General features: G+C 44.6%; 21 protein-coding genes and 1 tRNA gene. 15 read left to right on the top strand and 7 right to left on the bottom strand.

Annotation, left to right across the window (positions count from 1 at the left end; translation table 11 throughout):
* The first annotated feature begins 99 nt into the window (after nucleotides 1–99).
* Both nadA and OH460_RS17885 read left to right on the top strand, forming a co-directional pair.
* Nucleotides 100–1,161: a quinolinate synthase NadA gene (nadA, locus tag OH460_RS17890; RefSeq protein WP_008219920.1), complete on the top strand. Its 1,062-nt coding sequence runs from the start codon at nucleotides 100–102 to the stop codon at nucleotides 1,159–1,161.
* 176 nt (nucleotides 1,162–1,337) lie between these two features.
* On the top strand, nucleotides 1,338–2,369 hold the full coding sequence (locus OH460_RS17885) for a potassium channel protein (RefSeq protein ID WP_269999039.1): 1,032 nt from the start codon (nucleotides 1,338–1,340) through the stop codon (nucleotides 2,367–2,369).
* Nucleotides 2,370–2,502: 133 nt separating this feature from the next.
* Here the strand turns inward: OH460_RS17885 and OH460_RS17880 are convergent, their stop codons facing one another.
* The gene (locus tag OH460_RS17880) at nucleotides 2,503–3,072 is read right to left on the bottom strand and encodes a UPF0149 family protein (protein ID WP_171730688.1); all 570 of its coding nucleotides are present in this window, start codon (nucleotides 3,070–3,072) and stop codon (nucleotides 2,503–2,505) included.
* Nucleotides 3,073–3,210: 138 nt separating this feature from the next.
* Here OH460_RS17880 and OH460_RS17875 point away from each other — a divergent pair, with 138 nt between their 5' ends.
* The 4 genes from OH460_RS17875 (at nucleotide 3,211) to gltS (ending at nucleotide 8,183) form a co-directional block, all read left to right on the top strand.
* Entirely contained in the window at nucleotides 3,211–5,727 is a 2,517-nt protein-coding gene (locus OH460_RS17875; RefSeq protein ID WP_443088686.1) for an ATP-binding protein, read from the top strand.
* Nucleotides 5,728–5,976: 249 nt separating this feature from the next.
* Nucleotides 5,977–6,426: an L-alanine exporter AlaE gene (locus OH460_RS17870; RefSeq protein ID WP_269999037.1), complete on the top strand. Its 450-nt coding sequence runs from the start codon at nucleotides 5,977–5,979 to the stop codon at nucleotides 6,424–6,426.
* 196 nt (nucleotides 6,427–6,622) lie between these two features.
* Nucleotides 6,623–6,713 (top strand) — tRNA-Ser (locus OH460_RS17865).
* Nucleotides 6,714–6,968: 255 nt separating this feature from the next.
* Nucleotides 6,969–8,183, top strand: a complete 1,215-nt coding sequence (gltS, locus tag OH460_RS17860; protein ID WP_269999036.1) for a sodium/glutamate symporter — start codon at nucleotides 6,969–6,971, stop codon at nucleotides 8,181–8,183.
* Nucleotides 8,184–8,273: 90 nt separating this feature from the next.
* Here gltS and OH460_RS17855 read toward each other — a convergent pair whose 3' ends face one another.
* Together OH460_RS17855 and OH460_RS17850 are read right to left on the bottom strand one after the other, a co-directional pair.
* Entirely contained in the window at nucleotides 8,274–9,014 is a 741-nt protein-coding gene (locus OH460_RS17855; protein WP_269999035.1) for a DeoR/GlpR family DNA-binding transcription regulator, read from the bottom strand.
* Nucleotides 9,015–9,023: 9 nt separating this feature from the next.
* Complete coding sequence (locus tag OH460_RS17850; protein ID WP_269999034.1) at nucleotides 9,024–9,728, bottom strand: glycerophosphodiester phosphodiesterase family protein; 705 nt, start codon at nucleotides 9,726–9,728, stop codon at nucleotides 9,024–9,026.
* Between the two features lie 273 nt (nucleotides 9,729–10,001).
* Here OH460_RS17850 and OH460_RS17845 point away from each other — a divergent pair, with 273 nt between their 5' ends.
* The 6 genes from OH460_RS17845 to OH460_RS17820 all read left to right on the top strand — a co-directional run bounded on the left by OH460_RS17845 (nucleotide 10,002) and on the right by OH460_RS17820 (nucleotide 16,426).
* On the top strand, nucleotides 10,002–11,015 hold the full coding sequence (locus OH460_RS17845) for a C4-dicarboxylate TRAP transporter substrate-binding protein (RefSeq protein ID WP_269999033.1): 1,014 nt from the start codon (nucleotides 10,002–10,004) through the stop codon (nucleotides 11,013–11,015).
* Nucleotides 11,016–11,123: 108 nt separating this feature from the next.
* On the top strand, nucleotides 11,124–11,588 hold the full coding sequence (locus OH460_RS17840) for a TRAP transporter small permease (protein ID WP_050653984.1): 465 nt from the start codon (nucleotides 11,124–11,126) through the stop codon (nucleotides 11,586–11,588).
* A 9-nt stretch (nucleotides 11,589–11,597) separates the two neighbouring features.
* Nucleotides 11,598–12,881 (top strand): TRAP transporter large permease, encoded by a 1,284-nt coding sequence (locus tag OH460_RS17835; protein WP_269999032.1) that lies wholly within the window; start codon nucleotides 11,598–11,600, stop codon nucleotides 12,879–12,881.
* A gap of 35 nt (nucleotides 12,882–12,916) precedes the next feature.
* A complete protein-coding gene (locus OH460_RS17830) occupies nucleotides 12,917–13,702 on the top strand; it encodes an HAD-IIB family hydrolase (protein WP_105025250.1) in 786 nt (261 codons plus the stop codon).
* 259 nt (nucleotides 13,703–13,961) lie between these two features.
* The gene (locus OH460_RS17825) at nucleotides 13,962–14,888 is read left to right on the top strand and encodes a LysR family transcriptional regulator (protein WP_269999031.1); all 927 of its coding nucleotides are present in this window, start codon (nucleotides 13,962–13,964) and stop codon (nucleotides 14,886–14,888) included.
* Nucleotides 14,889–15,172: 284 nt separating this feature from the next.
* Entirely contained in the window at nucleotides 15,173–16,426 is a 1,254-nt protein-coding gene (locus tag OH460_RS17820) for a D-amino acid dehydrogenase (RefSeq protein ID WP_269999030.1), read from the top strand.
* A gap of 77 nt (nucleotides 16,427–16,503) precedes the next feature.
* Here the strand turns inward: OH460_RS17820 and OH460_RS17815 are convergent, their stop codons facing one another.
* From OH460_RS17815 to OH460_RS17800, 4 genes are all read right to left on the bottom strand, one after another.
* Nucleotides 16,504–17,241 carry a dienelactone hydrolase family protein gene (locus OH460_RS17815; protein WP_269999029.1) on the bottom strand — a complete coding sequence of 246 codons (738 nt, stop codon included), beginning with the start codon at nucleotides 17,239–17,241 and terminating at the stop codon, nucleotides 16,504–16,506.
* Between the two features lie 202 nt (nucleotides 17,242–17,443).
* Nucleotides 17,444–18,391, bottom strand: coding sequence for a 1-aminocyclopropane-1-carboxylate deaminase/D-cysteine desulfhydrase (locus OH460_RS17810; protein WP_269999028.1), 948 nt, complete (start codon nucleotides 18,389–18,391; stop codon nucleotides 17,444–17,446).
* 124 nt (nucleotides 18,392–18,515) lie between these two features.
* Nucleotides 18,516–19,772 (bottom strand): sensor histidine kinase, encoded by a 1,257-nt coding sequence (locus OH460_RS17805; protein ID WP_269999027.1) that lies wholly within the window; start codon nucleotides 19,770–19,772, stop codon nucleotides 18,516–18,518.
* The gene (locus OH460_RS17800) at nucleotides 19,769–20,446 is read right to left on the bottom strand and encodes a response regulator transcription factor (RefSeq protein ID WP_269999026.1); all 678 of its coding nucleotides are present in this window, start codon (nucleotides 20,444–20,446) and stop codon (nucleotides 19,769–19,771) included. The genes OH460_RS17805 and OH460_RS17800 overlap by 4 nt, the downstream gene beginning before the upstream one ends.
* 125 nt (nucleotides 20,447–20,571) lie before the next feature.
* Here OH460_RS17800 and OH460_RS17795 point away from each other — a divergent pair, with 125 nt between their 5' ends.
* The 3 genes from OH460_RS17795 to OH460_RS17785 are packed head-to-tail and all read left to right on the top strand — an operon-like array spanning nucleotide 20,572 to nucleotide 23,508.
* The gene (locus OH460_RS17795; protein WP_269999025.1) at nucleotides 20,572–21,591 is read left to right on the top strand and encodes a glycosyltransferase family 2 protein; all 1,020 of its coding nucleotides are present in this window, start codon (nucleotides 20,572–20,574) and stop codon (nucleotides 21,589–21,591) included.
* Entirely contained in the window at nucleotides 21,588–23,057 is a 1,470-nt protein-coding gene (locus OH460_RS17790; RefSeq protein ID WP_269999024.1) for an ArnT family glycosyltransferase, read from the top strand. Before OH460_RS17795 ends, OH460_RS17790 begins: the two co-directional genes overlap by 4 nt.
* The gene (locus OH460_RS17785) at nucleotides 23,044–23,508 is read left to right on the top strand and encodes a GtrA family protein (protein ID WP_269999023.1); all 465 of its coding nucleotides are present in this window, start codon (nucleotides 23,044–23,046) and stop codon (nucleotides 23,506–23,508) included. The genes OH460_RS17790 and OH460_RS17785 overlap by 14 nt, the downstream gene beginning before the upstream one ends.
* The last annotated feature ends 61 nt before the right edge of the window (nucleotides 23,509–23,569 follow it).

The raw sequence follows: 23,569 nt of genomic DNA, 5'->3' as shown, positions 1-23,569 counted from the left end.
ATCTAACTGTACTTGCTTACAACCAATCCTTTTTGATCCTCATCGCTGTCCTGTGTAGAATACTCGGATTCTCGGAAGAAGTTGCGTAGAGCAAGAGCAATGAGTCATATACTAGATAAAATCGATACAGTTTACCCGTTTCCGCCTAAGCCAGTTCCATTGAGCGACGCTCAGAAACAGGCCCACATCGCAAACATCAAAAAACTACTTCAAGAAAAAGATGCAGTTCTAATTGCACACTACTACACCGATCCTGAAATTCAGGCTCTGGCAGAAGAAACTGGTGGTTTCGTTGGCGATTCATTAGAAATGGCTAAATTCGGTAACCGTCACTCAGCAAGCACTTTGATCATCGCAGGTGTTCGTTTCATGGGTGAATCTGCAAAGATCCTTACTCCTGAAAAACGCATTCTCATGCCAACGCTTGAAGCAGAATGTTCACTTGACCTTGGCTGTCCTGCTGATAAATTCACAGAATTTTGTGATGCTCACCCTGACCACACTGTCGTTGTATACGCGAACACCTCTGCGGCTGTTAAAGCTCGTGCAGATTGGGTGGTGACGTCGAGCATTGCTCTAGAAATCGTTGAAAGCCTAGACGCTGAAGGCAAACCAATTATTTGGGGCCCTGACCGCCACTTAGGTTCTTACATCGCGAATCAAACCGGCGCTGACATGTTGCTTTGGCAAGGTGAGTGTATCGTTCATGATGAGTTCTCTGCTGATGCATTGAAGAAAATGAAGTCGGTATACCCTGAAGCTGCAATTCTTGTGCACCCAGAGTCTCCAGCAAGCGTTGTTGAGCTGGCTGATGCCGTTGGTTCTACTAGCCAATTAATCAAGAAAGCGAAAGAGCTGCCTCATCCACAGATGATTGTCGCGACAGACAAAGGCATCTTCTTCAAGATGCAACAACTGGTTCCTGAAAAAGAGCTGATTGAAGCACCAACGGCGGGTGCTGGTGCAACTTGTCGTAGCTGTGCACACTGCCCTTGGATGGCGATGAATGGCCTTGAAGCGATTGAAAATGCGCTTGAGAATGGCGGTGAGCAACACGAAATCTTCGTTTCTGACGAGCTACGTGTTAAATCGCTTATCCCATTGAACCGTATGCTAGATTTCGCAGAGCAGCTAAACATGCAGGTAAAAGGCAACGCTTAAGCGGCTTATTTATCTGACTAAATTAAAAACCAGCCTATAGTGCTGGTTTTTTTGTGCCCAAAGATAAGCTGATAAATATCAATCTTGTGAGCATGTATCTTTTTCTGATGATTCATCTTGTTGATATCGTGTATTTTTTCTAGCATATAAGTAAGATCGAAGGATTCGAGGCTCGAATGATAATCTGGTTACAACTCAAACGTTGGGTCAAAGCAAATATCTTTGTTTTGAATGGAAAAAACTTACTATTCACCTTCTTAGGCTACGTATTTCTGTCATGGTCGAGTTTGTATCTAGCGGGTGAAACAGCTCTAACTGGCTCGTTTACCACGTTCGCATATTACTTAGTGGTGACCGCTTCAACAGTAGGGTACGGCGACTTATCACCTACGACAGAAGCAGGGCAATGGATCGTTATACTGTTTGTTATTCCGGGTGGACTGAGTCTTTTCGCGGCCTTACTCGGCAAGGTAGCGACAGAAGGTGTTGAATATTGGCGAGCGGGCTTGCTAGGAAAAAGGAGAGTTAGAGTGGACAACCACATTTTGATGCTTGGATGGAATGAGCAAAGAACTATTCACCTCATTCGTATGTTGCAGCACGAAGAGACGGGCAGGCGACCAATTGTGTTATGTACTCGTTCAGATATTGAGAACCCGTTACCCGGCGAAATTAATTTCGTTAAAGTAAACAGCTACACAGATGGCAAAGAGATGGAAAAGACGGGTATTGAGTCAGCCAGTTGTATTCTGATTGATAACCCAGAAGATGATATTACCTTATCTGCCGCTCTTTACTGTGCCAACCGAAATCCAGAAGCACATCTGTTGGTTTACTTTAAAGATGAAGCATTGAGTGACTTGCTACATAAACATTGCCCAAACTCCGAATGTATTCCGGCAGTAGGTGCAGAGATGCTTGCAAAAGCTGCTGTTGATCCCGGTTCCAGTGCACTGCACCAAGAACTACTCAGCTCGACACGTGGCATGACACAGTATTCGACTTATTACCCTCAAGACGCTGAGCCTGTGACCGTTGCGCCGATTTTCTCTGTGTTTAAAGAGAACTATCAAGCGACCTTGATTGCGATAGACTCCGGAAATGGTATTGAGCTCAACCCAGAATTGGATCAAGTTGTCAGCAGTGGTACCAAGTTGTTCTATATTGCTGATGAGCGTATTGATGACTTTGATTGGAAAGGCTTTTAAGTAACGAATCTTTTTGATGTGAGTGCTCTTCTAGGTATTTGGAGTTTTTCGCGTTACTTAGCATGCTCTAATTAAAAAAGGCCTCATGTGAGGCCTTTTGTTGTTTAGTTAAGTGCTTTTGTTGAATACTTTTTTATTGAGCTTCAGCCAGAGCAATACCGCGCTGAGTTAGGCCGCAAAGCATCACAGGAACCGCATTGAAGATCTCTTCAAACTGCTCTAAACCTTCAATGCCTTGTTCTGCAAGCGTAGCGATTGAAGTTTCTGGATCGTAAAGCATGCTAAGAGAAAGTAGAACGCCGCCTACAAGCGCGTTGTCTTCGCTATCTTCAGGCATTAGCGTTTCCCAATCATCACGGGCAATCTGCCAGCCTTGAAGTAAGCCTTCACAGAAATCACGAGCAGCAGTGTTAACCACTTCCTCTTCGTCTAATTGACAAGCTTCAGGCCAAGCCCAAGTGCCTTCGATTAATTCTGGACGCGTTTTGTTCCAAAGCGCAATGATCACTTCAATGTAGCTTTCTAGTTGCTCGCCATCAGTGAAAGGAGCAACTTCTTCGCCACCCCAAAGGAACGGTAGCCACTCATGCGGGGTTAACACATTAGGCGCTGCAGCCATTGCAGTGACAAAGCCTATGGTTTTGTGTTCTGTGATTAGCTTTCCTTCCAACTCTGGAAGCGCAAGAATATCTTGTAAAGTCAAAGTGAGGTACCGTAAAAGGGAACATATTTGCGCTTATAGTACCAATGAACTTGTGCCAATCAAGCTTCAATCTAAAAAGGCTTGATGTCGTTGATGATAAACACTAGGTTTAACAGAAAAGAAAACAATAAAAGAATTATGCAGATACGGTCGTCCTTAAAGAAAAAAAGCATGGTAGCGCTTGGGTTATACCTTGCAATGTTTATCGCTATTGTCGGTAGTGTGACGTATTACGTCGTAGAATCCCCCGTGCGCGCCAAACTGCAGCAAAACCTCGATCTACGTACGCAATTGCTGTCTTCGTTGATTACAGAGCCACTCAGCAGCTCTCAAGGCTTTGTTGATAGTTTAGTTGGCTTTGCTCAGGCGCATCGTAAAGGCGAAGATGTTATCCCGCTGTTCAAGTCGATGTTAGCCGCGAGTGACGACACAATCGTCAGTGCTGGTATTTGGCCTGAACCTTACACGCTCGATCCCGATAAGTTGCTGAACAGTTACTTCTTCAACAAAGCTGACGATGGCACCATCGACCAACTGTTTTCTTACAACAATCCTAAAAATGCCCCTTATCACGAAGAATACTGGTATACCTCAGTGGTCGATGAACCGCAGGGAACCATCTCATGGAGTGATGTCTACATCGATCCATACACGCACGTTCGAATGATCACGGCGTCTTCGCCTTATTACTACGATGGCACCTTTGCGGGTATCGCGACGGTGGACCTCTCTTTGGAAGAGTTACTGGGTTTTATTAAGAACCATGCAGAAGAGTACAACCTTGGTATTACCTTGAGAGACAAGCTAAACCAAGTCTTGGTTTCTCATAACTTTAATCTCGTTGAAGGGATCTACATTAGTAGCAATCAATTCGGTGAATTTGGCTGGCAAGTCGATGTCGTTAACTCTAAATCGCGGGTAGCAGACGAAGTGTTTCGTCAGGTGATGAGTATCGAGGGTGGTATTGTTCCCTTGTTGCTACTGTGTGTGATGGCGGGTTACTACTTACTTAACCGTTATTTAATCACTCCAATCACTAACATAGCCACTCAGGTTAACAGTTCAAAAGCCGGTGAGGTGATTGACGTTGATTATTCAAGTCATGATGAGATCGGCCACCTAATCAAAACCTTCAATGAGAAGACGGTATATCTCGAAGCAGAAAAAGTGAAAGCGCAAGCATCAACCAATGCAAAGACCGCTTTCCTTGCGACCCTGTCACACGAAATTCGTACCCCAATGAATGGTGTCTTAGGTACTGCGCAAATTCTGTTAAAAACTCCACTTAATGCTGAGCAAGAGAAGCACTTAAAGAGTCTGTATGAATCAGGCGATCACATGATGACCTTGCTGAACGAAATCTTGGACTTTTCAAAGATTGAGCAGGGTCGGTTAGATCTTGATGAGACGCGTTTCCCGCTGGATTCGATCATCGGCAGTATCAACAGTGTTTACTACACATTGTCTTCAGAGAAAGGGCTTCAATTTAAGGTCTATTCGGAAGTGCCTTCCGGTCGTTGGTACTTTTCCGACAAAGCTCGCTTGCGTCAAATCCTATTTAATCTCTTAAATAATGCGGTGAAGTTCACCTCACGCGGTTTTGTTGAGGTTTACCTTAAAGAGATGGTCGAGGGCGGCGATACTTACCTCAGCATCCGAGTTCGTGATACCGGCATCGGTATATCGAAAGAGGCGCAAAAGCGTATTTTTAAACCGTTTGAACAAGCGGAGTCTTCGACGACAAGACGTTTTGGTGGTACAGGACTTGGCCTAGCCATTGTGAAGAAAATTACTCAACTTATGGATGGCAACATTACCGTCACCAGTGAGGAGGGGATAGGCACTAGCTTTGATGTACGTTTGAAAATACAACCTTGTCAGCCTGGTGAAATAGAGAGCCTGCCACACAAGAAGTTAGATTATTCTGGTTTGAAGGTGCTGATCGTTGAAGACAATCGAACCAACACGGTAATCATTGAGACCTTTATGAATAGCAAGGGCTTTACTTGCAAGAGCGTTGAAAATGGTGAACTGGCGATACAGGCGCTTGTTGCTGAACGATTTGACCTCGTGTTGATGGATAACCACATGCCAGTCATGGACGGCGTAGAATCAACAACAGCTATTCGAGCGCTAATTGGTGAAGTGTCTTCAGTATTGATATTTGGTTGTACGGCTGATGTCTTCAAAGAGACTCGTGAGCGTATGCTTGGGGCTGGAGTAGATTATATTATCGCTAAGCCGATTGATGAGCGTGAACTTGATGATGCCCTGTTCCGTTACTCTAATAAGTTGTATCAATATCATGAAACCAAAAGTCAGAATGAGAACGGGCCTTTAGTTAAGCCTGTGAGCTTAAACAGTCACGATACGAACCTTCATAAGAATAAGAGCCCAAGCCGCTCACTACCGAAACCTGATCTGCACAACAAGGACAATACCGAAGAGCTACTCGTGACACTCTATGTCGCGTTAGAAGACAATAACCTAGACCTGATTCAGTCTGCGTTAGAAAGCCTACGTAAGCATGTCGAACCTATGGACAATGCTGAGCTTTCTTTTCAAGTCGATAAAGCGTTAGAACAGGTTTCTTTGGGCGCTCCGCCGACTCAAGATGTTATCAACATAATGACCGTGAACCTTCCCATGGCATAGTTGTTGTTTAATTACGGAAAGTTAATAACGAATCGCCTATATTTTGACCTTTAAGTGATTTCCTGGTTGAAGTGACTGGTTTTTAAATGGTTTTTGGTTGTTAATTTACAACTTGATTTTGAATTTGAAATGTATGACTACTAATCTTGTGTTTTAATAGCGACATTATCTGGTGAGGTGCGAAAGTGCCTTGTTTATATGTTGCTAAATCACTAAATAGGTAGTGATATATTTTAGGTTTAACGCTCAATGAAGTCTCGTGGTCCATTTTGTATTCGTAACGCAGCGGCGGATACATTTGCTATGGTAGTTTTCTGTTTTATCTCCGGCATGATCGTAGAAGTGTTCATCTCTGGTATGACGTTCGAGCAATCTCTTGCTTCTCGAACGCTGTCGATTCCGGTAAATATTGCCATTGCATGGCCTTATGGCGTGTTCCGTGATTGGTTCTTGCGTAATGGTGCAAAGCTTTCACACAGCTCGTTGATGAAAAACCTGTCAGACCTTATGGCTTATGTATTATTCCAGTCCCCAGTGTATGCTGGTATTTTGTTAGCTGTTGGTGCTTCAAGCGACCAGATCGTGACTGCGGTAACCAGTAACGCGGTGATCTCTTGTGGTATGGGCGTATTGTACGGTTACTTCTTAGATATGTGCCGTAAGTGGTTTAGAGTTCCAGGTTACTGTCAGCAAGCTTAAGAAAGGCAACAAGCTTAAGAAAAGCAACAAGCGTAAGTGCAGCGAAAGAATGAAATTTGGTTTGTTTTTGATCTAATGAGTTAATTTGTAATCGAACAAACTTAAAAAGGCACTTTTTTTGATAATGCCCCTTGACCAAAGCAAGCAGAATCAATAAAGTAGCGCCTCGTTGAGTGACGAGCTCAACACAGTTTGTGGAAGGATGGCTGAGTGGCTTAAGGCGCTCGCCTGGAAAGCGAGTATACGTTTATAGCGTATCTGGGGTTCAAATCCCCATCCTTCCACCACTATTCTAAACCCCAGCAGAAATGCTGGGGTTTTCTCGTTTTTGGGTGCCCAAATTTTTATCCCCTTCTTCTTTTCGAAACATTCCTTTCTCAAATCCTTTTTGTGTTCGTCACTCCCACTGTTTATGTTGAAGCATTTTGATCCAGATTAGCGATTGATGTCACCGATAAACGCTTGATTTATCGCTGTGGATCTACAAGATTAAGAGTAAGCAACATTATGAATAACCTTAACTCTTAGGAATCTACCGCATCATGACAGAAACCCTCGTTTCTCCAATGCTCTCCTTTACTATAGCGATCTCATTACTGTTTATTGGTAAAGGCTTAATCGAGCGCTCTGAAGTATTAAGGAAGTATTCACTACCAGAGCCAGTTATTGGTGGCTTTGTTTGTGCCGCTACCGTCGCTGCGCTTTACTATCTATTTGAAATCCAGATCACTTTTAGCCTCGATGTCAGAGACTTTCTGCTTCTCTACTTTTTTGCTGGTATTGGGCTACAAGCGGACATCAAGACGCTGGTAAAAGGTGGGCGGCCGCTGTTTATCCTGCTCTGTCTCGCGTCGACTTTTATTGTTCTTCAAAACGTGGTGGGTATGGCTGTCGCATCGGGTTTTGGTATGGATGCGAAAGCGGGCTTGTTGTCAGGCTCAATTAGCTTGATTGGCGGTGTTGGTACAACTCTAGCTTGGGCGCCAATGTTCGTAGAAGAGTTTGGTATTTCTAACGCGCTGGAGCTTGGTGTGGCGTCCAACACGGTGGGTTTGATTGCAGCCTGTGTCATTGGCGGCCCGATTGCCAACTACCTTCTCAATAAACACAAAGTGAGCCCTTCAAATGAAGAAGAAGTGACCGTTGGTGCATACCAAGAAAGTGAAACAAAAATTGAGCTTAGTCATTACGGTGTTCTGTGGGCATGGTTGATTTTAAACTTGACGCTCATGCTGGGTTACAGCTTGAGTGAAGTTATCGACTCAATGGGTCTAAAGCTGCCGTTATTCGTGAGCTGTTTAATTGCGGGTATCTTAATCGGAAACGTTGGTCGGGCTTTGTTCAAGAAGCGTCGCACACAAGAAAAAATTGCCCAAGGTCGTAAAGGGTTGGCAATGATCTCTGATATCTGTCTGGGCATGTTCTTAACCATGGCATTGATGGGACTGCGTATCTGGGACCTTGATGGGTTGTTTGGTTACATCTCAGTGATCATGAGTATCCAGATTCTACTTTCACTGCTGTTTACCATCTTTGTGGCTTATTACTTGATGGGAAGAAACTACGACTCAGTGGTGATATGTTCTGGCTTCGGAGGCATTACTTTAGGCTCGACTGCAACAGCGATTGTAAACATGACAGCCGTGACTCACCGCTATGGTGCAAGTCCACAAGCCTTTATCGTGGTGCCATTAGTGTGTGGTTTCTTTGTCGATTTGATCAATGCGCTGGTGATCAGTTTCTTTGTTGGGATGTAGTCTTTCTCCCGTCTATCTTGCTGAATCAAAAAAGCCTAGCGTTGAAGCTAGGCTTTTTTCTATTTATGTTTTTCGTCTTTATTGATGTGCTTAGTCTTCGACCAAATGTATGTTCAATTCCGATGGCAGCTGAGTGTTGTTTGTGTAGATGCGGTCAAAATCATTCAGTGACGCTACCTTTAGAGCGGCAAAGCGTCCCCATTTACTAGCATCTGCGACTAGCCAACTTTCACGGCTGTTCTTTATGATCGACTTGGATAGGTCAGCTTCAACTTGTTCATGCTCCATGGCGAAGTGACTGTCTGTTACTGAACCACAACCACAGATGCCGATGTCTGCTTCAAAGTCGGAAAAGAAGTGGACCACGCTACTTCCCACCATGTCTTGGTGTTCTCGTCTGAACAAACCGCCAGCCAAATACACTTCAATTTGCTCATTTGCTTCAAGGATGCGAGCGACTTGCAGGTTGTTGGTGATCACTCGCAATGCGGGTTTTGCCAACAAATATTGAGCGATGCGAGTGACTGTCGTACCAATGCCCATCATGACCGTTGAACCTTCAGGGATCGCGTCGGCAACCGCCATTGCAATACTGTCTTTGGTTTCAGACTCAACACCAGCACGGAATCGGTAGCTAGTATTAGTGAGCGTAGTGGGTAAGCTCACTCCTCCGTGTACTCTTCGTGCTAGGCCTTGCTCGCACAAGTGGTTTACATCACGACGAATAGTTTGAGTGGTAACAGAAAACAACTCGGCTAAGTGGTCGATCTGAATATCTTGGTTTGCTTTAAGCGTTGCGAGTATTTCTTTCTGGCGATGGTTCAGTTCCATAGAAGCCCACTAAAATTGGTTTGGTACGTCAGTGATGATGTTATCGACGCCTAGGTTGAAATATTTAGCCGCCAATTGTGGATCGTTCAAAGTCCATATTTTAAGAACTGCGCCTGAAGCTTTGATCGTTTTTGCTGTTTTCTCATCAAGGATGCGGTGATCAATATGAATGCTGTACAGATCTAGTGATTGAAGGGATTCCAGGCTGAAATCGTTCCACACTTCGCAGATAAAACCACGTTTAACCTCAGGCATCATTTGCTGGCAAAGACTTAGCGCTTCTTTTTTGAAGCTTGAGATGAGCAGTTTTTCAATAGGGAACTGCTTTTGCTCAACCAGTGCGATCACTGTTTCAACTAGAGGCTGAATAGCTTTATCGTCATAAATTTTGATTTCAAGGTTCAGAGTTACATCAAGTTCTAGGCATTTATCAAACGCTTCGCTCAAAGTCGGAATCGTGGTCCCCGCGAACTCGCTACCAAACCAACTACCAGCATCTAACGCCTTGAGTGTGGTTAAGTCTAAATCGGCGATATTGCCCGTTCCGTTAGTACAACGATTGACTGTCTTGTCATGAAAAACCATAGGGATGCCATCAGCACTCAACTGGGTATCAATTTCAATCCATTTAGCACCAGCTTTCGCTGCGTGTTCAATACCCACTAACGTATTTTCAGGTGCTAAAGAAGCGGCACCGCGGTGGCCTGTGATCATAATTCAATCTCGATGTTCATTTGAAAATTCAGGAAACAGTAGCTCTACTTTATTACAGATTTATTAACTCTCCACCATATTGCGCTGTTTTAAATGAGAACTAGTTAAAAAGAGTTGGATAGAGTTTGTACAATAGTGAGACCTTATACTCACTATGTTCAAATCACTAAGATTAATGTTCATATGAATGTAATAATTCACTCACATACTCTACGAAAACTTAATAACACCCTCTATATTTAGAAAACGATAGCCACATAAAGGTGATTAAAAATGAAAAAGCTATTAGGTACAGTAATTATGGCGGCAACGCTGCTTGTTGGTTGTGGTGAAGCTGACAAGGCTGGTTCTGAAGCTAAAGACGAGCCGATCAATATCAACATGAGCCTTGTGTTCACTCAAAATGAGCTGCTTACACAAGAGCTAATCAAAGCGACCGACAAAATTCGAGAAAGAACCGATGGCTCGGTAAACATTAAAGTTTTCCCTGGTGGTCAATTGCCTGTTTACAAAGATAACTTGGAACAAGTGGTTAACGGTGCCAACTGGATTGCCGTAGAGGATTTGACTTATCTAGGTGATTACGTGCCTGACTTTGCTGCACTGGCAGGTCCAATGCTGTACAACACCTACGATGAATACTTAGCGATGATGGACACTGATTTCGTCGCTGGCCTTAAGACTAAAGCGGAAGAGAAGGGCATCAAAGTATTAAATGCGGACTACATGTTTGGCTTCCGCCACATGATCACCAATAAAGAGATCGTTAACTCTGATGACATGAAAGGCATGCGTATTCGTGTTCCACAAAGTCAGCTGTTCATTAGCACACTTTCAGCAATGGGCGCAGCTCCAGCTTCTCTTCCATTCCCTGAGACCTATGCAGGTGTTCAGCAAGGCGTTGTTGACGGTCTTGAAGGTTCTATCCTGACAATGTACTCAACCAAGATCTACGAAGTGGCTAAGAACATGTCTTTGACTAAGCACTTCCTTGGCACTGTGGGTATCTACATTTCACCAACGCTTTGGGACAAATTTACGCCAGAGCAACAACAGATCATCAATGAAGAGCTAGAGGCTGGTGCTGAATCTAACACTGCTGAGCTAGTCAAACTGGATGTTGAATATACTCAGAAACTTGAAGAGTTAGGTGTTACTTTCAATGAAGTGAATTCTGAAGAGTTCAACCAACTGACAGCGGACGTATACAACCAGTTCCCAACATGGAGCGAAGGTATACACGCAACGATCATGAAAGAGTTGGAAACGATTCGAGCGGCACAGTAGTACTGCACACGTAAAATTAATTAGTTAATGATTACGGCCTAAACATCTTTAGGCCGTTTTATTCCTGAAATACCCACGTTGTATTCGGTATTTCGTTGGAGAAGTCTTTTGTTTTTATTGAAAAATATTGAAGAAATCCTCGCTTCTATCGCTATTTCGATCACCGTTTTGGTTGTGATCGTTAACGTCGTCTTGCGTTATGGATTTGGCTTTGTTGTCCCGTGGAGTGAAGAGCTGTCGGTTATTTGCTTTATCTGGGCTGTCTACTTAGGAATTAGCTCCTGTTACAAACACAAGCTTCACATGGGAGTCGATGTGGTGGTTGCCATGTTGCCAGAAAAAGCAAAAATCCCATTTAGATTGTGTGTTTCCGTTTTCCTACTGGCTCTGAACATTTTAATGGCAGTTCTGAGTTATCAATATCTCATGTTATCTAACAAGGTAACGCCAGTCATGGGCGTATCATATTTTGTTATCAATGGCGTGTTGTTGCTTTGTTTCTCATTGATGGCGATCCACACCGTTCGATTTATTGCGAACGATGTCGCTTCTCTAAAGTGCTCTTCTAAGTAGGTACGATTCATGGAAAGCTATCTTCCAATCCTTATTCTGTTTGTTCTGTTTCTATTGAACATACCCATCGCGTTTTCTCTGATCGCATCAGCGATGGTTTACTTTCTTTTTATCAATGACTCTATTCCGGTGAGCTTGGTGATGCAGCGCTTTATTAGCTCTGCTGAGTCTTTTCCGTTGTTGGCTATTCCGTTCTTTATCATGGTGGGTTCGGTGATGAACTATGCGGGGATCAGTAAGAGCTTACTCGCCTTTGCTGATTCTATGATTGGTCACAAAACCGGTGGCCTTGCTCAAGTGAATGTAGCATTGAGTACTCTGATGGGCGGTATCTCTGGATCTGCCAATGCGGATGCGGCGATGCAGTCTAAGATTCTTGCTCCTGAGATGACCAAGCGTGGTTACGACTTACCATTCACGGCCGCTGTAACAGCTGCTTCATCAAGTATTAGCCCTGTGATTCCACCTGGTATCAATCTAATCATCTTTGCTTTATTAGCGAATGTGTCGGTCCATCAAATGTTTATTGCGGGTTACGTTCCGGCATTTTTGATGGCGCTGTCGCTGATGGTGACGATCGCGTTCATCGCTCGTAAACGTCGTTACAAACCGTCTCGCTCTGAGCCAGCTTCTGCCAAAGAGCGTTTTCACTACTTCTTGAAAGCGATACCGGCACTGTTGATCCCATTTGGCATTATTTTAGGCATGCGTTTTGGCTTGTTCACGCCTACTGAAGCGGGTGCGATTGCTGTATTACTCTGCGCGATTATTGGCATCTTTGTCTATCGTCAACTGGGCTTCCGCCATATCCCGCTGATCATGCGTGAAACAGTGCAAGGCACCAGTAGTGTCATGTTCATCATTATCGGTGCCATGGTCTTTGGTTACTACATGACGCTAGAGCAGATCCCACACAATGTTGCGTCTGCGTTGATTGAACTTTCCGACAACAAGCTCGTCTTGCTGTTGTTGATTAACGTGCTGCTGTTAGTGGTTGGCATGTTCATCGAAGGCGGCGCTGCGATGATCATACTCACGCCATTGCTCCTGCCAGCTGTGCTTAACCTAGGCGTTAACCCGGTTCACTTCGGCATTATTGTGATTGTGAATATCATGATTGGTGGTGTGACTCCGCCATTTGGTTCGATGATGTTTACGGTTTGCTCGATTTTAAAAGTTCGTATGGTCGACTTCGTAAGAGAAGTGGCTCCGTTGTTGCTAGCACTACTTACGGTTCTGATGTTGCTGACTTTCTCTGAAAGCTTAGTGATGTTTTTACCGAATTTGCTTTAACACTGTTTAGTGATTGATTGTTTAGAGGTGTAGAAATGAATTCGGTATCGAATGAATTGAACCAAAATTGGAAAAAGATAGATTGGGTGTTAACCGATGTGGATGACACCTTAACGTGGCAAGGTCAATTGCCTCCTGAAACCTTGATTGCGTTAAGCAAGCTACGTGATTCAGGGAAAAAAGTAGTTGCGGTAACGGGCGCATGTGCAGGGTGGTGTGATCATATTGCTCAACTATGGCCTGTTGATGCGGTTCTCGGCGAGAATGGCGCGTTCATTATGGAAAAGAAAAACGGTTATCTGACATTGCGATCTGATATCCCATTGCCAGAAGTCAGTGCTAATCAGAGCAAACTGAAACAACAAGTCTTAGCTATTTTGAGCGATTATCCAGAGCTCAGCTTAACGCTGGATCAGTCGTATCGTTTGTGTGAAGTTGCGATAGACATAGGTCAAAACCGTCCCAAAGTCGATGATGCGATTATTGAAGAGATAGTCTCTAAGATTCACGCATTAGGTGCACATGCCACAGCAAGCTCAATTCACATCAACGCTTGGTATGGTGAGCACTCTAAGAAAGCGACATCAACCGCTTTTCTCAAAGAGAAGGGGTTATCTGATCAAGAGATAGTCGAGCGTAGTTGCTATGTCGGTGACTCGATGAATGACCAATACATGTTTGAAATTTTGCCTAATAGTGTCGGTGTGGCGAATATTCAGCATTACTGGGAACGACTAGAGCATCACCCATCAGTGGTGATGAGCAAGCCTGGTGGGTATGGTTTCTCTGAATTTGTAGATAAGCTGCTTGCCTTAAAATAGCGACAGTTTAGCGGCTTCAAACAGCCGATATTGAACATCAAACATAGCTCATTTCTTCGTTGAATTGAGCTGTGTTTTTGTTTTATTTGGCGCGAATACATACTTCTTCTATATCGTGCCTATCGCTCTTCAAGGACTTGTGTTGGTGACTCAGCCCACAACTTGCAAACTTGTTGTGTCGGTATCTCAATTCCTAGATGGGCAAATGAGAAAATTGTGAGACGCTTGCCGTGTGTCTGTCGAATCACAAGGAAGTTGCATGCATCATTTTAATCTCCGTGCGCTTGAGTATCTGAATGCGTTATCAAAATATGGGTCGCTGCGTAAGGCATCTAAGATGATGAACGTTGACCCTGCGGCAATGAGTCGAATGCTGACGCAGCTTGAAGCACAAGCAGAAATGAAGGTGTGGGAACGCAATAATCGTCAATCACTGCTGACTGAGGCTGGCAATGAATTGTTGAGCTACTACCGTTCCATCGTTCGCAGTGAAACGGCGGTGCTGGCACGTCTAACCAAACTGAAAAACCTCAAGGGCGGTAACGTTAGCATCGCGATAGGGGAAGGGTTTATCACAAACTTGGTCTCTAAACCCATGCAGACCTTCATGGCTCGATACCCTGATATCAATTTATCGATTGAAATTGCGGGTGCGTTGGATGCCGTGAAAATGTTGGAGGATCAACAGATCGATTTCGCGATTACCTATGCGTCTGCTCCTCACCCTAAACTGCATTCACACGTCGAGCGTAGTCATCCTCTAGAGCTAATCGCTCCAAAAGGGCACATACTGACGACGCAACAAGCACCAGTGACACTGCAAGATGTTAGAGAGGCTTCTATTGCGTTGATCGACAACTCGACAGGTATGGGAAGGCTAGTAAAGCAGGCCGAACAAAACTCTCATCTTACTTTGCAACCTAAGCTTCAAACTAACTCTGTTACCGCACTCACTAACTTTGTTTCGGCAGGCCTAGGCGTAACCTTTATGCCTAAGCTCACCGTGCTTGATGAGATCAAATCGGGACAAATTGAAGTGGTTGCGACTGAGTTAGACACTTTCTCTAAAGCGACGGTGAAAGTTCAATCTCTTAAAGGCCGTGGGCTCTCATTGCAAGCCGAAACCTTTTTAGACTTTCTTATCGAGAACGCCACATTCTTAAGTCATGATGCTCACAATATCTAAATAGATCAGGGTTGGTGAAACGCATAGTCCTACTCTTGGTTCGACTTGTTACCGCCAATGAACTAATTTATTGGGTGTGGGGCCTCGCAATGTCTTGTGCTCTGAAGCCCTTCAACATCACACTTCCAAAACTCATTATTCCGATTTTCGACTAAATTGACTTTTTATCAACGCATGTTTAATTGTTAAGTCAACGCTTGCTGAATAAGTTACAAATTATTAACGAAGGTAGTTTGAAACAGGCAGTAATGCTCGGCAGATTTGATCGGGCGTAGGGGAAGAGAATGGAAGTAATTGTAATTGGCAGCGGTGTTATTGGGTTGACCAGCGCTTGGTACCTTGCGAAGGAAGGCCACTCGGTCACGGTTATCGACCGCCAAGATAGCAGTGGTAAAGAGACCAGTTTTGCCAATGCCGGGCAAATTTCTTACGGTTATTCATCACCATGGGCGGCGCCGGGTATTCCTTTGAAAGCGATGAAATGGCTCACCCAAGAGCATGCTCCCTTGAAAGTGAAGCCGTCACTTTCCCCTGATCTAGTTTCTTGGGCGACTAAGATGCTCGCCAATTGTAACGAAGCTAAATACGCCGTGAATAAGTCACGGATGTTGAGAGTGGCAAACTACAGCCGAGACTGTCTAACCCAACTTCGAACCAGTGAAAATTTGGCATACGAGGGCAGGCAGAAAGGTACCCTGCAGGTGTTCAGAAGCGAGAAACAACTGGATGCGATTCAGCAGGATATGAAGCTACTAACAGAAAGCGGCATCGAGCACTCGTTGTTTGGTGTGGAGCAGTGTCTGTCGGTGGAACCGGGATTAGCTGACGTGAAAGACAAGCTGGTGGGCGGTTTATATTTACCGGATGATGAAACCGGTGATTGCCATCAATTCTGTTTAGCTCTGACTGAGAAAGCCAAGGCGCTAGGCGTTCAGTTCGTGTTTGATACTGAAGTGGTGAGTTTGAATCATCATAACCAAACTATAGAGAGCATTACGACAACTCAAGGTGAATTTAGAGCGGACGCTTATGTGGTGGCTTCGGGAAGCTACTCTCGTGAACTGCTCAAGCAAGTGGACTTATCGATTCCAGTGTATCCAGTGAAGGGCTACTCTTTGACACTGCCCATCGTGAGTGCGGATAAGTCACCAACATCAACGGTTATGGATGAAACCTATAAGGTGGCGATGACGCGTTTCGATGACCGAATTCGTATTGCAGGGACGGCAGAGCTTGCTGGTTTCAACTACCTGATTCCAGAAAAACGCAAAGCTACGATTGATATGGTGATTAAAGATCTTTTCCCACAAGCGGGAGACTTCTCTAAGGCAGAATACTGGACCGGATTAAGGCCAATGACACCAGATGGCACGCCTATTATCGGAAAGACACCAATTAAGAATCTATTTACCAATACTGGTCACGGTACTCTGGGGTGGACGATGGCATGTGGTTCAGGAAAGCTACTAGCGAGTGTGGTCAGTGGTTCTGATTGCGATGTAAAAGCAGACGACTTGAGTATCCATCGTTACATGTAGTTCATCAAATACTTGGTCATACGAATTAGCCCATGCTTGCTATTAAGCATGGGCTAATTTGGTTTGAGTGTTGCGGCTTATCGGGTGGTGGTTTCTAACACATGTGTGAATCGTTCCCACGATTTTTGGTCAGCTTCATTTTGGTAATTATTGGAGCCGAACACGGTAAACGCATGTGGAGCACCACTGTAGGTGATCATCTCATGAGGTACTTTGGCTGATTCGAGTTCAGCGGCGAGGTTGCCAAAATCTTGCATTGAGATCATGGCATCTGCCGTTCCGTGGAACACGACAACAGGTGCTTTGGTTTGTGAGTAGTCTTGTCCTTTTGGTGTAGATAAACCACCGTGGAAGGTGACATAAGCTTTGGATGGAATCCCTGCTCTCGCGGCTTCCAAGACGGCGGCTCCGCCGAAACAGTATCCCATCATTACGTTGTTATCTAAGTTTCCGCCAAGTCTTTTCGCTTCCATGGCTCCTGCGTTGAGTAGCGCACGCATTTTTTCACGGTCTTTATACAATTCGCCCGTGTGCTGCTTTTTGTCTTTCACTTCGGTAGGGCGGATGCCTTTACCAAATAGGTCGATAGCGAACACGTTGTAACCGAGTTCGTTGAGCATCTCAGAACGCTTCTTTTCGTAATCAGTTAAGCCATCCCAATCGTGTATTAGCAACACCAAAGGGGCTTGGTCACTGGCTTCACTCCAATAACCTTCGTAGTCCATACCGTCAACTTGGTAAGTGACGTTTTCTCCAGAAATTGCTGAAAAGGGAAGTAAAACTGAAAACAGACCTAGTGTAGTAAGTGCTCGCATACGTTAATCCTTCAGGTGACGAGTGGCAATCCAATGGAAAGTATAGATAACGTTATGATTCTCGCCAGATTGTCAGTTTGACTTTGATGGGTAAAGCAAGAAGGGCAGTTGTCTGAAATGAAAAGAGACTTAAACGAAAGAAACAATCACAGTAAGCCGTCACTGTGATTGTTCGCATAACAGGTTTAGGAGGTTTGAACCATTACCAAGCAGGGGATGTGCAGCCATCGCTGTTAGAACGACTTGTTCTGATATCAGGATACTTACGCTGATAGCGAGGCAGCATTGATTCATTGCCTAAGATGCCACCTTGATGAATATAGATAATGGTTTTAGTCGGATTATCTGCCTGCCATTGCTCTAAACATTGCCACATTAATGGGTCATAAAGCAGATCGAATTCAATGTCAGTTTGCTCCTGAAGATCTAGCCATGTCTGATAGTCTTGCTTATACAGTTTACCAAAGTGATGCTTTTTCGGGAGAGGCAATATCTGCGGATGTTCACTTTCGCCAAGCTCATTGAATTGCTGCGTTAAATAGTCACTGCCACCAACACAAGCACAGGTTAACACTGGTATGTTGTGCATTTTTAAATGCTTATGAAGGTACAGCGCAGTACTGCCAGTTCCTGCGGGTAGGGCCACAACAAAATCGTATTGGTTTTCAAAGCGAGTCCAGCTCAGTATTTCCATCGCCAGTTGTTTTACGCCATATTCGGAAAGTTGAGATCGGCCACCCTCAGGTAACACGATACACTGTGAGTCTGGTTGTCTTATTTGCTCAACATACGCTTGTGGATGAAGTTCAGAGCCTGTCTCTTTGACTGAAATGACTTTAGCGCCGAGGTCGATGGCACCACGGTAATTACCGATAGGGCGTTCTAGTAGCCACTCGGGAAGGTGGTCGACGTAAAACTCAAGTGTCCAGCCTTTAATCTTTGCCAATGCCGCCAGTGAGAACAGAGAGTTCGCTTGAGCTGAACCGTAGCTGATCAGGGTGGTAATGTTCGGATGATCGTCTTCTAGCAACTTCATAAACTTGCGAGCTTTATTGCCACAAAAATGGGAGTGCAGCTGGTCGTCACGCTTTAAGAAAAAAGTGTGGTCGTTATATTGATGCTGAGTTACAGGGCTATTATTTAGTTTCATCGCACTTAGTAAAAATGCTGACTAAAAAGCCAGCATTTTAAAATCAAATTGGACTTACGAGTATCTAGCAGGTTATTGGCTCTGTAAACCAACTACATCAAGTTTTCACTCGATATTGATCGCTCTAAAAGGTGATTTGAGCTGTGCATCCACCGCAAGTTCGGTTGAACAGTTTGAAGTCCCAATGATAGCGTTGACACAGGTCATCAACAATCAGTAGCCCTAAACCGTGGCCGTTAGGATTGTATTGATCTTGTAAGCCTTCGCCTTGGTCTTCAATCGTGATGCCGTTTTCAGACAAAGTAATTGTCACAGTACCACTATTGGTCGCAGCAATAGCATTCCTTAGTAGGTTACCAATCAGCATGTTCATGATAGCGCTGGTGGCTTGAATGGTCGGCTCAGACTCAACGGTTAATGATATATCGACCTCTTTGTCAGAGGCCTGTGAAGTGCTTTTTGACACAATAGCTTCTAGTTCTTGCTGGCTAAATAAGCGCGGTGGTGCGTCGTCACTGTTTCTTTCATATCTCACGAGGCCAAGCAAGGCATCGACCATCTCCGACATCTGAACGATGGCGTCATCAATACGCTCAACCTGACGAGATTGAAACTCGGTAGTATCACTACGAAGCAATAGCTTATTAGCACCACGTGCAACCGTTAATGGTGTTCTCAACTCATGGCTTGCGTAGCGTGCAAAGGCTTGTTCTCGCTTGATTAGTGAGTTGATTTCTCGACGATATTGATTGAGTTGTTCGGTCAGTTGACGGAATTCAATCGCAGCATCGTCACTCACTCCAAATTCCTCGTTGAGGTTGAGTTTGTTCGACTCAAGCTGGGCAGAGAGAGAGTTGAATGGTTCAATGAGACGTTTCGATAATCGATAAAGTAGCGAACCAAAACCAAAAATTAGGATAGAAAGCAACGTGAGTATAAACATTGTCGCGTACACTGATTCTGTTTGATCCAGTTCGATAAGGTCTATCTCAGACAGTAGAATAATAGGATAGGCTTTTCCTTGGTCTGAATATTCTCCTACATAAACCATACGTGAATTCGGCTCTTGCCCCACTTCGCCAAGGAAGTTTTCTCTGCCTTTTATAAATTTAGAGTACTCTTCCGGTATTAGCGTTGGGTCATTATAGGCCGTGGTCAGCTCATCTATTCTTAGTTCGCCCCTCTCACCAGCTTGAAATTGACTGACGGCGTAGTTGCGGTCAATCAGGATTCGCCTTTCGCCGACGCGGTCTTCAGACAAAAACAGTGCGGATATAAAAACCACATAGACAAATGCCGTCACAATCACCGCCATTAAGCCAAAGAAAAGCGCTAAACGGCCTGTTAGGGTCTTAGTGCTGGTGAGAACATTGAGAATCAATTGGAAGACTCCAGACGGAATCCAACTTTAGGAACCGTAATCAGCATCTGGGTATCAAAGGGCTTATCGAGTTGATTACGCAGTTGGTAGATGTGACTACGTAGCACATCGTTGTTCGGTTCGTCTTCTTCCCATAGTTTGTACGAGATGTCTTCACGCGTTACCACTTCAGGTGCATTCTGGCACAGCATCTCAAGAATGGTATAGGTGGTTGGGTTGAGTGCAAGTAGCTTGTCTTGACGGTAAGCTTTGCGGGTTTTCTGGTCGATGGTGAGCTCGTCAAATTGAAGCTTAGAGGAGGCGACTTTTCCACGGTAACGGCGAACCAGTGCATTCATCCTTGCTTCGAGAATATCTAAGTCAAAGGGCTTGGTGAGATAGTCATCTGCACCGTGGTCAAAGCCTTTCAGCATATCTTCGCGGCTATCGAGTGCAGTCAGCATCAGGATCGGCGTTGCGTTGCCTTGATCTCGTAGTTTGTTGCAAACTGTCAGTCCATCCATTCGTGGCAACATCAGATCTAAAATGATGATATCAAAAGAGTTATCCATCGCGAGTTGCAGGCCCAGCTCACCATTGTCGGCATAATCGAGTTCCATGCCAATACACTCAAAATAATCAAATAAGACACCTGCAATTTCACGGTTATCTTCGACCAATAGAACTCGTTTCATTTTGATTCTCATACAGAAATAGACAGTAACATTATCCTGGGTGAGCGTGAAAAATATGTCAATAACATAACTTTCACTTATTAGCGCGTAAATTGATCTCAGATTAATAAATAGAAGAACGTATTATGTCTGAACTTCATATTAGCCGACCTAAAGAACCCCTCTCGCAGATCCACCCAGCGGTTTTGCTGTCTATCATTGTGCCTTTTTATAACGAACAAGAGGTGTTGGAAGAGTTTCATTCACGCTTAACCAAGGTGTTAGATAGCCTGCCGATTACCAGTGAGATTGTTTATGTCGATGATGGCAGTAAAGATAACAGCTTAGACGTGGTAAGCTCATTTACCTCTATCAATAGTTCTATTTCTGTTATCGGACTGAGCCGTAACTTCGGTAAAGAGTCGGCGATGAGTGCTGGCTTAGAGCATTGTCGCGGGCAAGCGGTGATCTTATTAGATGCAGACTTGCAAGATCCTCCTGAGTTAATTCCTCAAATGATTGCCAAATGGCGTGAAGGCTATGACGTGGTGAACATGCAACGTCGCCAACGTGACGGAGAAACTTGGTTTAAGAAGTTCTCTGCGGCGAGCTTTTATAAAGTGATGAATGTGGCTGCCAAGATTGACGTTCCAGAGAATGTGGGGGATTTCCGACTGCTGAGCCGTGAAGTTGTCGACCATATTAACCAACTTCCAGAACGTAATCGCTACATGAAAGGCATTTTTTCATGGCCGGGTTTTCGCCAAGTGACTATTCAGTTTAATCGTGATGCACGTTTCTGTGGTGAGACGAAGTGGAACTACCTCAAGCTGATCGGGTTAGCAATGGATGGTATTACGTCATTCTCAATTCGACCGCTGCGTATTGCGACGGCTGTGGGTGGTTTGGTCGCGCTGAGCGCGTTTATCTACGGGATGGTTATTGTCTTCAAAACTATGATGTTTGGTGAGCCAATCACAGGATACCCATCCATGATGGTGGTTCAACTTGCCCTCGGCGGCATTCAACTTCTGAGTATCGGTTTAATGGGGGAATACATAGGTCGTATCTTCATTGAAACCAAGAATCGTCCTTTGTATTTGATCCAGTCTGTGGTTGATACACCCGCATTAAAAACACACTTTAAATTAGAGGAATCGGCATGAGCCTGAATAGAACACACCTATGGTATTTATTGGCTTTTGCATTGGTTCTGAGGCTCTTGTCTTTGGCGACGTATCCGTTGATGGATACCACTGAGGCTCGCTATGGGGAAATGGCGCGTCTAATGGTGGAAACCGGCAATTGGTTAACTCCTCAGTTCGATTACGGCATCCCTTTTTGGGGTAAGCCTCCGATGTTTACCTGGATGAGTGCGATTGGCATTGAGCTTTTTGGGTTAAGCGAGTTTGCTGTCCGTGCTCCGCATTGGTTGGCCGGTTTCGCGACAATTTTATTGGTCGCGTATATGGCGAAGCGTACCGGACAAAGTGCGCTGGTTGCGGCAGTGGTATTGGCGACCTGTGGCATTTTCTCGATTGCTGCCGGTGCTGTAATGACGGATATGGCGCTAACCTTATCTATGACGATTGCGATGCTAGGGTTTTATTTGTGTTGGCAGGGAGAAGGCAGTGACAAGACCAATAGAAATTGGGGATATATCGGTTTCATTGGCTTGGCATTAGGTTTACTTGCAAAAGGCCCTGTGGCCGTTGTCATTATGGGTATCGCAGTTTTTCCTTGGTTAGTATTACAACATGGCTTCTTTGGTGCTTTCAAAGTGTTATGGCAACGCTTTCCACTGTTGTCTGGATTAGGTGTGATGCTGGCGATTGCCTTGCCTTGGTACATCATGGCAGAAATGGCGACACCGGGTTTTATTGACTACTTTATTGTTGGCGAGCATTTTAAGCGTTTTGTAGTGAGCGGCTGGGAAGGGGATCTTTATGGCTCTGCACACGACCAGACGCGAGGTATGATTTGGGTATTCTGGATTCAAGCCGCCGCGCCTTGGTCTATTGTTTTACCGATATTGGCGTTCGTTCGCCGTAAGAAAATCGCTCAAATCAACATTGAGAATCGTGGGCTGTTTTCATTTCTTGTATGTTGGTTAATTTCACCTCTGATTCTATTTACCATGGCAGGTAACATTCTTCCTGCGTATGTGCTCCCGGGTATCCCAGCGCTTGGTTTACTGGTGGCGATGTTAGTGGTGGAAAAAGACAAGAAGTGGTTCTCTAGCGTTGCGCTTGTTTTACCTGTGCTGTTGATGATCGCGATGGTTTACCTGAACTTAGGTAAAGCAAATGAGAAAAGTGACCGTATCATCTTTGAACAGATAACAGACTCTGCGCCAAGCTTTTACGTGGGTAAACGACCATTCTCGGGGCAGTTTTACAGCCATGGGCAGGCAAAGAAATTGCTCGATATTGAACAGCTAGATGGTATCGACAAGTTCTACTTGATAGGGAAAAAATCGGAAGTAGAAACCAAGATCAAAGAGAACGCGCTGACCTGTATTTTGGAGCCGACCGTCAAAATAAAGCGAGCTTTGTTCACCTGTCATAGCCAGAACATCAAACCCAATCAATCGTTGAGTCACATTCAAATTGGAAGCTATGGTCAGCCTTAACGCAAGCTTACGCGTTTGCAAAGATAAGCTTCGGGTGTACAGCCAGAATTTACAATCCCACCATAAGATAATTCGGTTCGCTGCGGTTGGTGTTGGTGGGTTTGTTGTTGATTGCACAGTGTTCTCGTTGCTGCACTACCTTGCCGGGTTGCCATTGATGAGTGCAAGGATAGGTGCCTTCATTGCTGCCGCCACGACAACTTGGTTGGGCAATCGTGTGCTGACGTTTGAGTTCAAAGGGCAGGGCGGTTGGTCAGATAAGTTGATTCAATGGCAAAAGTTCATGCTGTCAGCATCGATATCGGCAATACCTAATTTGCTGTGTTTTAAGCTGACGACAGAAATGCTGCCTGCATTTGACGGGGTTGTTTTTGTCGCAATGGCAATGGGTATCTTAGTAGGAATGGTGACGAACTATTTGTTCAGTCAGTATTGGGTTTTCGCCCGCTAGGCTTTCTCAAAAGTCACGTTGCTTTAGATTTCCCAACGAAAGATACAAAAAGCGCAGCTAA

This window comes from Vibrio sp. Makdt, assembly GCF_027587015.1.
In the GTDB taxonomy this organism is placed as follows: domain Bacteria; phylum Pseudomonadota; class Gammaproteobacteria; order Enterobacterales; family Vibrionaceae; genus Vibrio; species Vibrio chagasii_B.
This window is presented reverse-complemented; position numbering and strand designations above follow the sequence as displayed.

Coding starts and splice junctions, on each gene's coding strand:
- nadA (WP_008219920.1), top strand. CDS start 100: ATGAGTCATATACTAGATAAAATCGATACAGTTTACCCGTTTCCGCCT.
- OH460_RS17885 (WP_269999039.1), top strand. CDS start 1,338: ATGATAATCTGGTTACAACTCAAACGTTGGGTCAAAGCAAATATCTTT.
- OH460_RS17875 (WP_443088686.1), top strand. CDS start 3,211: ATGCAGATACGGTCGTCCTTAAAGAAAAAAAGCATGGTAGCGCTTGGG.
- OH460_RS17870 (WP_269999037.1), top strand. CDS start 5,977: ATGAAGTCTCGTGGTCCATTTTGTATTCGTAACGCAGCGGCGGATACA.
- gltS (WP_269999036.1), top strand. CDS start 6,969: ATGACAGAAACCCTCGTTTCTCCAATGCTCTCCTTTACTATAGCGATC.
- OH460_RS17855 (WP_269999035.1), bottom strand. CDS start 9,014: ATGGAACTGAACCATCGCCAGAAAGAAATACTCGCAACGCTTAAAGCA.
- OH460_RS17850 (WP_269999034.1), bottom strand. CDS start 9,728: ATGATCACAGGCCACCGCGGTGCCGCTTCTTTAGCACCTGAAAATACG.
- OH460_RS17845 (WP_269999033.1), top strand. CDS start 10,002: ATGAAAAAGCTATTAGGTACAGTAATTATGGCGGCAACGCTGCTTGTT.
- OH460_RS17835 (WP_269999032.1), top strand. CDS start 11,598: ATGGAAAGCTATCTTCCAATCCTTATTCTGTTTGTTCTGTTTCTATTG.
- OH460_RS17830 (WP_105025250.1), top strand. CDS start 12,917: ATGAATTCGGTATCGAATGAATTGAACCAAAATTGGAAAAAGATAGAT.
- OH460_RS17825 (WP_269999031.1), top strand. CDS start 13,962: ATGCATCATTTTAATCTCCGTGCGCTTGAGTATCTGAATGCGTTATCA.
- OH460_RS17820 (WP_269999030.1), top strand. CDS start 15,173: ATGGAAGTAATTGTAATTGGCAGCGGTGTTATTGGGTTGACCAGCGCT.
- OH460_RS17815 (WP_269999029.1), bottom strand. CDS start 17,241: ATGCGAGCACTTACTACACTAGGTCTGTTTTCAGTTTTACTTCCCTTT.
- OH460_RS17810 (WP_269999028.1), bottom strand. CDS start 18,391: ATGAAACTAAATAATAGCCCTGTAACTCAGCATCAATATAACGACCAC.
- OH460_RS17800 (WP_269999026.1), bottom strand. CDS start 20,446: ATGAAACGAGTTCTATTGGTCGAAGATAACCGTGAAATTGCAGGTGTC.
- OH460_RS17795 (WP_269999025.1), top strand. CDS start 20,572: ATGTCTGAACTTCATATTAGCCGACCTAAAGAACCCCTCTCGCAGATC.
- OH460_RS17790 (WP_269999024.1), top strand. CDS start 21,588: ATGAGCCTGAATAGAACACACCTATGGTATTTATTGGCTTTTGCATTG.
- OH460_RS17785 (WP_269999023.1), top strand. CDS start 23,044: ATGGTCAGCCTTAACGCAAGCTTACGCGTTTGCAAAGATAAGCTTCGG.